We start from the raw sequence: 12,893 nt of genomic DNA, 5'->3' as shown, positions 1-12,893 counted from the left end.
ATGAGACAAGGCCATTCATTGCAATCTTAAAATGAGAACGTTATAATGAAAGCAGTTGTAAAGAAAACGGAATAGACCTCAATGTTCAAATCAGCATGGCTAATGATGGAACATTTGATTAAAAAATGAAGGGGAGAAGAAACATGAAATGTTCATGGCACGGGCAATCTTGTATAAAAATCGTAACAGATGCAGGAAAACAAATTCTAATCGATCCTTTTATTACGGGAAATGACAAAAGTGATTTAGACCCTAAAACTGTTGAAGCAGATGCGATCATTTTAACACATGCACATAACGATCATATCGGTGATACAGAGCCTATTGCGAAAAGAACTGGAGCATTGATCGTTTCAAATGTCGAGATTGCTGAGTTTTTCAGTAGTAAAGGCTTGCAAACACATGGCATGCAGATGGGCGGCAAGCATCAGTTTGATTTTGGAGAAATCAAGATGACGCCTGCTATTCACGGTTCTTCCTATGAAATAGATGGCAAACCATTTACGTTGGGATTAGCTGCCGGCATTATCTTCAGTGTTGATGGACAGACGATCTACCACGCGGGGGACACAGCTCTCTTTTCAGATATGAAATTAATTGGTGCTTATCAGCCGATTGATGTTGCTTTTCTGCCGATTGGCGATAATTATACGATGGGACCAGAAGATGCAACAATTGCAGCGAGTTACTTGAAAGCCAAGAGAGTTGTTCCGATTCATTACAATACGTTTCCCCTCATTGAACAAGACGGAGATGCTTTTTGTGCTGGATTGCCTCATGAACAAGGAAAAGTTTTGGAAATCGGCGAAGAGATGGATGTATCTCTGATCTAATAGATATAGAATCTAAAAAAAACATTGGATAGCTCATCAGTCTTTTATTAATTTTAAATTGATGACTTTATCGCTTAGCAAGCAGACGATGTTGTTTATAAAAAGAATTTAGGAGTTTTACATGACCACTAAACATAATCAAATACTGGCTTATATTGAATCCTTACCAGTGGGAGAAAAGATATCCGTTCGTTCAATTGCTAAAAACCTGAAAGTCAGTGAGGGAACGGCTTATCGAGCGATTAAAGACGCTGAAAATACCGGCCTCGTTTCAACGATTCAACGTGTAGGAACGATTCGGATCGAAAGGAAAATGAAAGAAAGTATTGAGAGTTTGACCTTTAGAGAAGTCGTGAATATTATTGACGGCGAGGTCCTAGGCGGTAATGAAGGTTTAGACAAGGATCTAAACAAATTTATCATTGGCGCAATGGAAGAAGAAGCGATGACTCGATATATTACCCCTGGATCGCTAATGATCGTAGGAAATCGTGAAAATGCACAAAAACTGGCTTTACAAAATGGTGCAGCTGTTTTGATTACGGGCGGATTTAAGACTTCTGACGCGATCGTCAAGCTTTCGAATACTTTTTCTTTACCTATTTTGGCCACCAGTTATGATTCTTTTACTGTTGCAACGATGATCAATCGAGCCTTGACAGATCAACTGATCAAAAAAGACATTATGCTGGCAGGAGATATTTATATTCCACTGTCTCAAACAAAATATTTGATGATGGAAGATACGATCTATGATTATCGTGCATTAAACGAAAAAAGCCATCACTCCCGTTTTCCGATCGTCAACAAAAATATGCGCTTAATGGGGATCGTGACAGCAAAAGATGTGATCGGCAAGGCAGATAATATAAAGTTGAATCGGGTAATGACAAAAAATCCGACGATCGTTAAAACACACATGAGCGTAGCGAGCGTGGGTCATTTGATGATTTGGGATGGTCTGGAAGTCATGCCAGTTGTTAAAGATGATTTGACACTTATGGGGATCATCTCGCGCCAAGACGTGATGAAAGCTATGCAAACGATGCAGCGTCAATTACAAATGAGTGCAACCTTTGAAGACCAGATTGCAGAAGCCTTAGAAAGAAATGAAATGACCGCTGCTTCTCCAGATATTTTAGAAAATGAACTTTCACTGCCAAGCTATTCGTTTAAGGTGACACCACAAATGACTGATACTATGGGGACACTCTCGCTTGGCATACTCAGTGAAATGATTGCCAGCACAGCAAAAAGGACATTATTATGCGAGCAAAAAAAGAATGCAGTGATTGAACAAATCAACGTCCATTCTATTAAAGTGATCCAAATCGAAAGTATCTTGGAAATCCGTCCTAAGATTTTTGAAATGGGCAGAAGAACGGCTAAGTTTGACATCGAAGTGTACCGTGAGAATATCCTTGTTGCAAAAGCAATCGTTATTTCTCAATTGATGCAGCGGTCGTAAAAATAGTTTTTTTAGAAACTAAAAAAGGAGCAAGAACATGCAAGAAAACCAAGCAACCTTTGCAGAAATATTAGAAACCATCAAACGATATCAAACCATTATTATTCACCGTCATATGCGCCCGGATCCAGATGCGATTGGATCTCAAGCTGGACTTGCTGAAATTTTAAAGCATAGTTTCCCAGAGAAACGCATTTTAAAGGCAGGCGGACCAGTAGCTGATTTGTCTTTTCTGGCTCAAATGGATGAAGTCAAAGACGAAGATTACAACGGAGCATTGGTGATCGTGACCGATACGGCAAATATACCGCGTATCAGTGATAAGCGATATGAAATGGGCGATAAACTGATTAAAATCGATCATCACCCTAACGATGATGTTTACGGAGACCAATGGTATGTGAATATTGATGCAAGCAGCTGCAGTGAGATCATAGCAGATTTTTGTTTTTCTTTGCGAGAAGCGATGAAAATGTCAGATGAAGCCGCTCGACTTCTATATGCAGGAATCGTTGGAGATACAGGTCGTTTTCTTTATGCTTCCACAACACCTCATACCATGCGTACCGCTGCTGCATTAATGGAATATGGTTTTGTGCCAGATGAAATCAATCGCCAATTAGACACGAAGAGTTTGAAAGTTGCTAAGTTGTCTGGATATGTTTTACAGCATGTCCAAATCAGTTCGACCGGTGTGGGTTCAATTGTTTTAACAAAAGAACTGATGAATACTTTCAATGTAGCAGACACAGAAACCGCTAGTATCGTACCGCTCCCTGGAACGATTGAAGAGGTACTCGTTTGGGGTGTTTTCGTAGAACAACCAGAAGGCTACTATCGTTGTCGATTGAGATCAAAAGGACCTATTATCAATGAAATAGCCAAGCAACATAACGGCGGTGGACATCCACTAGCCAGCGGAGCTAATGCCAAAGATTTAGAAGAAGTTCAACAAATCTTAACTCAATTTGAAACAGCTGCTGAAGAGTGGCAACAGCTCATGGAGACAGAAAAATAGAACACATCCAACTTTTTGTCAGTATTCATGTTAAATTTAATCTTTCTTAAACAGTAAAGCGATGACATCCTGCTTAGGTAGGATGTTTTTTTTTCTTAATTTTGGTAAACTGGTTAAAATGGAAAAATTAAAAGAGTTGAGTGATATTAAGGATGGAATGAAAAAATGAATCAGGAAAAAATAATAAAAGCAGTGAAAGATTTTTTTCATCGATTGTGGCAATGGTTAATGCCATATTGGCTGAGCATGAAGAATAAAATCAAAAGGTTTTGGCGTAAATATCATGTGAACAAGATCATCATTATTGGTTTGCTCATGATTTCAATCATCAGTTGTTTATCGCTTTATATTTTTGCTAAACGAACAAACGTAGAAAATATGCAAGCATCTCTTGAACAATCGACCACGATTTATGATCGTTCTGGAGAAGAAGCAGGTAAATTGTATGCACAAAAAGGAACCTTTGTATCTCTTGATGATATTTCAGACGACTTAGAAAAAGCGGTTATTTCAACAGAAGACCAACGTTTTGAAAAACATAAGGGATTTGATCCAATCGGGATCGTCCGAGCGGCAGTAGGATATGTGGTCCATGGTGGACATATTGTTGGCGGAGGCAGTACGATCACACAACAATTGGCTAAAAATGCTTTTTTATCATTGGATCAGACGATGTCCCGTAAATTTAAGGAATTGTTTTTATCAATTGAAATTGAAAAAGAATATTCTAAAGACGAAATTTTGGAAATGTACTTAAATCAGTCTTACTTTGGAAATGGCGTTTGGGGTGCCGAAGATGCAGCTCAAAAGTACTTTGGAAAGTCAGCTTCTAAAATCAATGTATCTGAAGCAGCGACATTGGCAGGCATGTTAAAGGCTCCTTCTTCTTATAATCCACTTGATCATATGGATAAAGCTCTTTCCCGCAGAAATGTGGTATTGAGTTTGATGATGGACAATAAAGTTCTTACACAAGAAGAAGTAACTGCTATAAAAAATACCTCTCTTACACTGAAAGACCATTATCAAAAAGAGAGCGGCTATAACTACCCTTATTATTTTGATTCCATTATTCGTGAAGCAATCAATCAATATGGGTTCACAGAAGAAGATATTTTGAACAGCGGCTACAAAATCTATACATCATTAGACCAAGATGCTCAGATAGCAATGGATAAAGTTTATCAAAAAGGCTCACTCTTTGATGATGCCAATGATGGGACGTTGGTTCAAAGTGCTTCTGTTTTACTAGATGCTAAAACTGGAGGAGTCATGGCTGTGATCGGCGGACGCGGTGATCACGAATTTAGAGGATACAACCGTGCAACACAAGCAAAATTGCAGCCAGGCTCAACTATCAAACCATTAGGCGTTTATACGCCGGCCCTCAAAAAAGGGTATACCTTTGATGCCATGCTTGAAGACAAAGAAGGAGCTACTTTTGGAAAAGATAAGTTTCACCCGACAAACTGGAACGATCAATATTTAGGTGAAGTACCGTTATACGAAGCTTTAGCAAATAGCTTGAATGTACCAGCGGTTTGGCTGCTCAACGAGATTGGTTTGAGCATAAGCCAAAAAACACTTCAAGATTTTGGGATTCCTCTTTCTGAAGCAGATAAAAATCTATCGTCTATGGCCTTGGGTGGAATGAGCAATGGCGTATCACCCTTGCAGATGGCTAGCGCCTATACGGCTTTTGCAAACGCCGGCGTTCGCAGCGAAGGTTATTTTATTACAAAAATTGTTGACCCTACTGGTGCAGTTATTGTAGACAACACTGAACCTAAGCAGAATCGAGTGATCTCTGAAAAAATCGCGAAAGATATGACAAGTCTAATGATGGGTGTATTTACAAATGGAACAGGTAAAAAGAACAACCCGTCAGGATACACGATTGCTGGTAAAACAGGCAGCACGCAACTGACATTTGAAACAGCTAATGGCGGAACCAAAGATCAGTGGACAATTGGTTATACTCCAGATATCGTGCTGGCTACTTGGATGGGATTTGACCATACAGAAAAGGAAAATGGGCACTACATGACATCAAGCACATCAAGAGGTGTTGGTAAAGTCTTTAAAGCCGAAATGGAAGGGATCCTTCCAGAAACACCGCTGACTGCTTTTAATACAGAAAGTGCTGAAGCCTTGGTAGAAAAAGATAAGCCATCATCTGATTGGAAAGAATCGGTAAAAGATACGATCGACTATTGGGGCGGAAAATTTTCTGATGGTGCAGACACGTTGAAAGACAAAACAACCAATCTGCTGGATAGATGGTTAAATGGACAATAAGAATGAGTATTTTATGTGAATTTATACTGGAAAATGGCATAACTATACGATAAGTGTTATAGTGAAAAAGAAAGAAAACATAGGAGAGTGAATCAATCGATGAGTAATAATATCTATGATACAGCTAATCAATTAGAAAAAGACTTAAGAGAATCTGAAGCTTACGTTGCCTTAGAAAATGCATTCACAGCTTTAAAAGAAGATACAGAAGCAAGCTCTTTGTTCCAATCCGTTCAAGAAGTACAAATGAAACTACAGCAAAAACAACAAGCTGGAGAAGAGATCACAGAAGAAGATATTCAAGATGCTCAAGCAACTTCTGTTAAAGCTTCTGAAAATGAAAAAGTTTTGAACTTAATGAATGCAGAACAACAAATCAGTACGATGATCAACGATCTCAATCGTATTATTATGAAACCTGTTCAAGATTTATACCAAAACTGATCTTTGTTTAATATAGAATAAAAGATAGCTCACTATGAGATAACGATAGTGAGCTCTTTTTTCAGAATAATAAGAACATATGTGCCCATAAGTTGGGTCGTTTGGCCGATCAATGGAGAGAAAATTATTCTTTAAGAAGCAAATGACCGAAAAACAAATGAAAAATTTATGGGCGCTACCGTAAACTACCTAGAGAAATGAGGGGAAATTTGTGATTCGATTTATTCATGCAGCTGATCTGCACCTTGACAGCCCCTTTAAAGGGTTGAAAGCTTTACCTGAATTTATTTGGCAGTCTATTTACCATTCAACCTTTCAGTCTTTAAAAAATATTGTCAATTTGGCAATCGAACAAAATGTTGATTTTGTTTGTCTAGCAGGAGATATTTATGACGCGGAAGATCGAAGTGTAAAAGCACAAGCTTATTTGCGAAAAGAAATGAATCGGCTATATGAAGCAGCCATACCCGTTTTTTTGATTCACGGCAATCACGATTTTCTTGACGATAATGGCTTACAGCTAGATATGCCAGAAAATGTTTATATTTTTGGGTCAGAAATTGAAACAAAAAAAATCACGACGAAGCATCAAGAGAACGTAGCTATAACAGGATTCAGTTACGCAGAACGTTGGGTCAGAGAGAGAAAAATCAAAGAATACCCTATTAGATCAGAAGAAGCAGATTATCATATCGGGCTTTTACACGGTTTTCAAGAAGGCAATGGATCAGGCCATCACCAATATGCACCTTTTTCTTTATCAGAATTGAAAAGCCGGCAATATGATTATTGGGCGCTTGGACACATTCATAAAAAGCAAATACTGTCACAGTCTCCCTTTATCATCTATCCTGGCAATACTCAAGGGCGAAATCGAAATGAAAATGGAGCAAAAGGTTGTTACCTTGTTGAACTGAGTGCTGGAAAACAAGACGTTGTTTTTTATGCAACTGCTCCGATTGAATGGCGAGAACAGAACTGTTCGTTAAAAGGCAAACAGACGTTGCAAGAGGTTTACACAGAACTCAAAAGGATCATTGAAGAACAAAGAGAAACCAACAAAAGTGTGCTGTTATCTGTTGTCTTTGAACAAACCGACGACCTAATGGAAGGTGTGTTGAAAAAGATTCAATCAGGTGATTTATTAGAAGGGATTCAACAACCTCCGCAAGCAGCTCCTTTTGTTTGGATCGTGCGTCTGGATACAAAGAGGAAGGAAGAAACGATCCTGCCTGCAATCACGAAGTTATTTCCTGAAGAATGGCAGCTGACACTTGCTGAAGCTTTGCAGATAGAAACGTTCAACAAGATCACACAAAGTTTTTATGAGCAGCAGCCGATCGGAAAGATCCTTGATACAAAGGATGAGCAATATCGTGAAAAAATTGTGCAAAGGGCTGAAAAGGAACTTAAGCAGCAGTTAGGACATGAAGGATGGGATTTGGGATGAAAATAACCGCAATTGAAATTTACGGATATGGCAAGTGGATCGATACTGCTTTTCAACCACTTTCTCAATTTGCAGTTTTTTATGGAAAAAATGAAGCTGGAAAAACCACTTTGATGTCTTTTATTCATAGTATTCTATTTGGTTTTCCAACCAAACAAAGCTCGGAATCTCGGTATGAACCTAAACACAGCTCTCGATACGGCGGAAGGTTGAAACTCAGCGATACGATCTATGGAGACGTCATCGTGGAAAGAATAAGAGGCAAAGCAAATGGGGATGTAACTGTCACATTGGCTAATGGAACAGTCGGAGGAGATGAATGGCTGGAAAGGATTCTCTATGGAATTGATAAGGAAACCTATCAATCTCTTTTCTCATTTGATTTGAAAGGCATTGAAGATATTCAAAAGATGGATCCTAAAAAACTGAACCGGTACTTTTTAAGTATTGGCACACTTGGTAACGAACAACTTTTAAAGATTGCGGATCGATTAGAAAATAAAGCAAGCCAATACTATAAACCAACTGGAAGAATTCCTGTGATCAATAAAAAAATTCGTCAAGTTGAAGCGATGCGGAAAAAATTACAGCAGGCTAAAGAAAAAAACAATGATTATGCTAAGCTTGAACAGCACAAGGATCAATTAGAAAATGAGATTCAACACACAAAAGAAAAAAAGCAGCAACAAGAAGCAAACTTAAAGAATTTACAGGAACTAAAAGCAAACTGGCATTACTTGGAAGAAAAGCAATGGATTGAAGAAAGATTGAAACAGGAAAAATTGACGGAACTTCCAAAAGATGGTTTATTTCAGTTGCAGACCATAAATGAGCGGATCCATGAAACACAAAATCAAATCAATAAGCTACAGGAACAATTGCTGCAGATCAACGAACAGCTGCAATCTTCAGCTGAGTTAAGACTTTTTGATGAACATCAGCAGGAGATTGAAGAGATTTGGCAAGAGATCGATATTGTTGAACCAAAATATGACCAATTAGAACAGCTAAAAAGAACACTGGATGAACAAAACAGTCGCTTTGTTCAACAAAAAATAAAAGTGGGACTGCCTTTAGACGCAACACTTCCGAATCCATTATCAAATGAAGCCGTCTCTCAATTGCAGACTTTAGCAGAAGAGCAAGAGGAGTGTTCTAGAAGAAAAGCAACAGTCCAAGAAAGGATTCAATATTTAGACTATCAAAACCAGCTTATTCAAGAACAACTAGATAAATTAGAGCAAAAGCTATGGGATAATCAAACCTTTAAAGAAAAAGAAAATGAATTAGAAAAACAGAAAATAGACAAAAAAACGGAACCTAAGACTAGAGAAAAAAGAAGCTTGTTCCAGTCAAAACGGAATGCAGGCAGTTTACTCATGGTCAGTTTGTTACTTTTAGCTGGTGGATGGATAGTCGGTCAGACTATCGGAATCGTAATGATGGGGATCGGACTAATACTAGCCGTTTTTAGTGGAAAAGTCTGGGTAAAACCATTTTCTGACAAAAAAAGTGTACCAGAGGAAGAAGTAAAAGCAGCTGCAGAATGGGATCATACGGACAGTCTTTTTGAAAAGGTAGTCCAGCAGAAAGAGTACCGCAGCCAATGGCGAGAACGTTTAGCTGAAGGAGATCAAGTTGTTGCTGAACTCGATCAGCTTTTTCAACAAAAGAACTTGATCGAAGATGAAGTAAAAGAGAAGTATCAGCAACAAGAAGAATGGCGAGAGCGATATCATATTCCTGATTCACTATCTATGGAACAGCTGAGAAAAAACGAAGCACAGTATGCAGAAATGAGAAAGACAGCATCTGAAATAAAAGAAAGTGAGCAATGGATTGAACAACTGGAAGCAGAAACAAGCACTTGGGAAAAACAAGCTAAACTTTTGGAGGATGTTCTTTATTTAGATTGGCATTATATGCCCGGTGTGGTGAATAAGATAAAAGACATGCAGCAACGAATCAAAACGGCCTTAACGGAACAAGAAGGACTCGTTCAACAGGAAAGAGAAATTCATGGTAAGATGCAGCAGTGGATCAAACAGCAGAAAGAATTGGAGCAAAAGAAAAGGCAGTTATTCCAAACGATTGCAGTGAATAATGAAGAAGCTTTTAAAGAAAAATATCGACTTTTTCAAGAACTAACAGATCAAAATGCTCGCTTACAGTTGTTGGAAAGTCAATTTGCTGATAATCAAGAAGCTTTTAATGCCTTTGCTGACCTAAATGAAGTAGCGGAGCAAATGGCCAGCATGGAAAAAGAAATAGCTCAATTAGCAAAAACAGAGGAAAAGAAATTGAATGAGCGCATCAATTGTACCCTTTCTCTGCAGCGTCTGGAAGAGGGTGGCGGTTATTCAGAAATTCTTCAAGAAACTGCAAACCTTGAAAGTGAACTGCAGGAATTGGTCGATCAATGGTCAAGTTACAAAATAGCTTCCTTTTTAATTGAACGGACCCTTTCTCTTGCCAAAAAAGACCGTCTTCCTGAAACCATAAAAGATACAGCAGCATTCTTTGCGCTGCTCACACGAGAACAATATCAAAATGTATTATTAAGTGAAAACAAGTTAGTTGTGCAACGGCAAGATGGTGTTTTATTTGATACTTTTGAGCTTTCGACTGGGACAGCTGAACAACTGTATGTGGCTCTGCGGTTTGCTTTCATCAAAAATACTTTAGATCTTGTTCAACTGCCTTTGATCATTGACGATGGATTTGTCAATTTTGATGCTAATAGAAAGAAGGAAGTATTGTCACTGATGAAACAAATGAGTGCTTATACACAAGTTTTGTATTTCACCTTTGATGAAGCGGTAGAGAAAGTAGTTCAACAAGATGAGATAGAGATGTTATACTAAGGGTAAAAGCAGATAGATGAGGTGAGAGAAGATGGATGAGAAAAAACTCTATGATTATAATATTGATGAAACGTTCGATTTATTTTTGCTTATTAAATCCGCTATTGTTCGAGTAGCGAAAAACGGAAAAAAGTTTATCGCTTTTACGTTTCAAGATAAAAGCGGACAAATGGATGGGAAGTACTGGGATGCTAACGAAGCAGATATTGAAAAATATCAAGGAGGTACAGTCGTAAAAGTTTCTGGAAAAAGAGAATTGTACCAAGGAAATCCGCAGATTCGATTGTTTCATATGCGACTGACAAATGCTGGCGAACCTGATAAGGCTGAACAATTTATTGAAAAAGCCCCCATCAAAAAAGAAGATATGATGGAAGAAATCAATGAGACTGTATTTGAAATCACGAACGCAAATTGGAATCGTATTGTACGGTACTTATTGAATAAATATCAGAAAGAATATTTCCAAGCACCAGCTGCTAAAAGATTCCATCATGCTTTTTATGGCGGTTTAGCTTTTCATACGGTGTCAATGCTGAGATTAGCGAAAAGTATTACTGCACAATACGAAGAAATTGATCATTCTTTATTATATGCAGGCGTTATCTTGCACGATCTAGGGAAAGTCATGGAATTGACCGGACCGGTTTCAACCGAATATACATTAGAAGGAAACTTAGTAGGGCATATTGTGCTTGTTGATGAAGAAATCACAAAGGCTTGTCAGGCGTTGAAGATCAATGATAAGATCGAAGATGTTACTTTGTTGAAACATATGATCTTGGCTCATCATGGAAAACTCGATTTTGGTTCTCCTGTAGTTCCAAAACTAAGGGAGGCTGAAATTCTCTATCATATCGACCATTTGGATGCGACGATCAACATGTTGAACAATACATTGAATCGAACAGAACCGGGCACTTTCAGTGAACGCATTTTTGGATTGGATAATCGTTCTTTTTATAAACCAAACACAAATAGATTGAGCAATGAAAAAGAGGAAGAGAGTGATACACTTTTTTGATGCCAATCTAAATATAAAGGTTCTACAATATTTAACGTTGGTCAGTAAAAAAGGATTTCTTTTACGTGCTAAATCCGTTAGAATCCCATTTCTTTACCAATGTTAAAAGATGAAGAAGCAATATAAAAAAGGAATGCCGCTGTCAATAATAGCGGCATTCCTTTTGTTTTATTCTTTAGAACTTGAATCTTTGTCAGCTTCATCTTTTGAAGAGTCAGATTTATCAGCTTCATCTTTTGAAGAATCTTTATCGGAAGTTGCTTCAGAAGAATCTGTTACTTCAGAAGAATCCGTGGATTTAGAAGAATCAGCATCTGATTGCAGATAAGCATCCATAGCATGTTGTAAATCTTCATCATTGATGATGATATTTGCATCTTTGAAGACTTTAGAAAGAACTTTTGCTACATAATCGTTATCAGAAAGTTTTTCTTTAGTCAATTGATCTTTGATGGCGTCTTTTTCTTTATCTAGTGATTCTTTTTCAGGTTTCTTATCCATCTTGATCACGTGGAAACCGTAATCAGATTTCACTGGGTCTTTTGTATATTCGCCTTCTTTTAGTTTAAGAGCAGCTTCTTCAAATTCAGGAACCATTTCGCCTTTGCTGAATGTTACTTGACCACCGTCTTTAGCAGTTCCTGTATCCGTAGAATATTTTTTGGCTAAATCAGCAAAATCAGCACCGTCATTTAATTGATCAATAACTTCTTTCGCTGTTTTTTCGTCTGCTACTAAAATATGAGAAGCAGTCATTGGTGGTTCATAGCTTTCATAAGCTTTTTTGATTTCTTCATCTTTGAAGTCCGTATTTGCTTTAACCGCTGCTTCCATTAATAAGCTTTGTTTAATCAAGTCTTGGTAAGATTCTTTTGTGTATCCAGAGTAGGAAAGAACTTGATTGAATTGTTCTTCTCCGCCATAAGTTTCCATTTCTTGATTGTATTGTGCTTGAACATCTTTATCAGATACTTTATCACCATATTGATCAGATAATACATCTTTCATTAAAAGTTGTTGAAGCGTTTGTTCTCCATAAGATTCTTTCATGGCATCGTATAATTCTTCTTGTGAAATTTTTCCAGCTGTAGAAGAAGCTACTGTATCGTTTGAACAGCCGGCAATAACTAATCCCGTTAATACAGCAGTTGCTGTTACTAACCATTTTTTCATTCTAACACATCCATTTCCTTTATTTCACTACTCAGAAGCAGTTTCGCTTACTAATATAACACAATCACTATGATAAAAAAATGGATTTTAGATAAATGGCTAGGTTTTCTCAGAAAAAACACAAAAAATTCATCTTCTTCATTTTATTGATCATGAAGTAGTTTGAAGAGAGCAAGACAGAAGCAGACCGAAAAAATGATCCATCTACATTGGTAAGCTATTTTCGATAGACCAGCTATAAAAAGTCAACTGGATAAATATACTTTTTATGATTTTTTTCTCTAGCTCCTTGCGCGCTTCCGCTTGCTGGCCTTCCCGCTT

9 protein-coding genes are annotated in these 12,893 nt (G+C 37.7%); 8 read left to right on the top strand and 1 reads right to left on the bottom strand.

The features are described 5' to 3' along the window. The first annotated feature begins 143 nt into the window (after nucleotides 1–143). From BM057_RS07820 to BM057_RS07785, 8 genes are all read left to right on the top strand, one after another. Nucleotides 144–833, top strand: coding sequence for a metal-dependent hydrolase (locus BM057_RS07820; RefSeq protein WP_092092710.1), 690 nt, complete (start codon nucleotides 144–146; stop codon nucleotides 831–833). Between the two features lie 121 nt (nucleotides 834–954). Beyond that, nucleotides 955–2,301: a DRTGG domain-containing protein gene (locus tag BM057_RS07815; RefSeq protein WP_092092707.1), complete on the top strand. Its 1,347-nt coding sequence runs from the start codon at nucleotides 955–957 to the stop codon at nucleotides 2,299–2,301. Between the two features lie 37 nt (nucleotides 2,302–2,338). Continuing rightward, nucleotides 2,339–3,319 carry a DHH family phosphoesterase gene (locus BM057_RS07810; RefSeq protein ID WP_092092704.1) on the top strand — a complete coding sequence of 327 codons (981 nt, stop codon included), beginning with the start codon at nucleotides 2,339–2,341 and terminating at the stop codon, nucleotides 3,317–3,319. 165 nt (nucleotides 3,320–3,484) lie between these two features. After that, nucleotides 3,485–5,617 carry a PBP1A family penicillin-binding protein gene (locus BM057_RS07805; RefSeq protein ID WP_047392651.1) on the top strand — a complete coding sequence of 711 codons (2,133 nt, stop codon included), beginning with the start codon at nucleotides 3,485–3,487 and terminating at the stop codon, nucleotides 5,615–5,617. 99 nt (nucleotides 5,618–5,716) lie between these two features. Then, nucleotides 5,717–6,061 carry a YlbF/YmcA family competence regulator gene (locus BM057_RS07800; RefSeq protein ID WP_047392648.1) on the top strand — a complete coding sequence of 115 codons (345 nt, stop codon included), beginning with the start codon at nucleotides 5,717–5,719 and terminating at the stop codon, nucleotides 6,059–6,061. A 211-nt stretch (nucleotides 6,062–6,272) separates the two neighbouring features. Continuing rightward, nucleotides 6,273–7,511, top strand: coding sequence for a DNA repair exonuclease (locus BM057_RS07795; RefSeq protein WP_092092702.1), 1,239 nt, complete (start codon nucleotides 6,273–6,275; stop codon nucleotides 7,509–7,511). After that, entirely contained in the window at nucleotides 7,508–10,375 is a 2,868-nt protein-coding gene (locus BM057_RS07790; protein ID WP_177186206.1) for an ATP-binding protein, read from the top strand. Before BM057_RS07795 ends, BM057_RS07790 begins: the two co-directional genes overlap by 4 nt. A gap of 31 nt (nucleotides 10,376–10,406) precedes the next feature. Then, on the top strand, nucleotides 10,407–11,399 hold the full coding sequence (locus BM057_RS07785) for a 3'-5' exoribonuclease YhaM family protein (protein WP_047392644.1): 993 nt from the start codon (nucleotides 10,407–10,409) through the stop codon (nucleotides 11,397–11,399). 168 nt (nucleotides 11,400–11,567) lie between these two features. Here BM057_RS07785 and BM057_RS07780 read toward each other — a convergent pair whose 3' ends face one another. After that, nucleotides 11,568–12,572 (bottom strand): peptidylprolyl isomerase, encoded by a 1,005-nt coding sequence (locus BM057_RS07780; protein WP_047392642.1) that lies wholly within the window; start codon nucleotides 12,570–12,572, stop codon nucleotides 11,568–11,570. Nucleotides 12,573–12,893 lie beyond the last annotated feature (321 nt).

Origin of the sequence: Pisciglobus halotolerans, from assembly GCF_900113675.1 — a bacterium.
Classification (GTDB): Bacteria; Bacillota; Bacilli; order Lactobacillales; family Carnobacteriaceae; genus Pisciglobus; species Pisciglobus halotolerans.
This window is presented reverse-complemented; position numbering and strand designations above follow the sequence as displayed.

What these genes read in the sequence shown, in the direction of transcription:
- BM057_RS07820 (WP_092092710.1), top strand. Translation starts at nt 144, where the DNA reads ATGAAATGTTCATGGCACGGGCAATCTTGTATAAAAATCGTAACAGAT.
- BM057_RS07815 (WP_092092707.1), top strand. Translation starts at nt 955, where the DNA reads ATGACCACTAAACATAATCAAATACTGGCTTATATTGAATCCTTACCA.
- BM057_RS07810 (WP_092092704.1), top strand. Translation starts at nt 2,339, where the DNA reads ATGCAAGAAAACCAAGCAACCTTTGCAGAAATATTAGAAACCATCAAA.
- BM057_RS07805 (WP_047392651.1), top strand. Translation starts at nt 3,485, where the DNA reads ATGAATCAGGAAAAAATAATAAAAGCAGTGAAAGATTTTTTTCATCGA.
- BM057_RS07800 (WP_047392648.1), top strand. Translation starts at nt 5,717, where the DNA reads ATGAGTAATAATATCTATGATACAGCTAATCAATTAGAAAAAGACTTA.
- BM057_RS07790 (WP_177186206.1), top strand. Translation starts at nt 7,508, where the DNA reads ATGAAAATAACCGCAATTGAAATTTACGGATATGGCAAGTGGATCGAT.
- BM057_RS07785 (WP_047392644.1), top strand. Translation starts at nt 10,407, where the DNA reads ATGGATGAGAAAAAACTCTATGATTATAATATTGATGAAACGTTCGAT.
- BM057_RS07780 (WP_047392642.1), bottom strand. Translation starts at nt 12,572, where the DNA reads ATGAAAAAATGGTTAGTAACAGCAACTGCTGTATTAACGGGATTAGTT.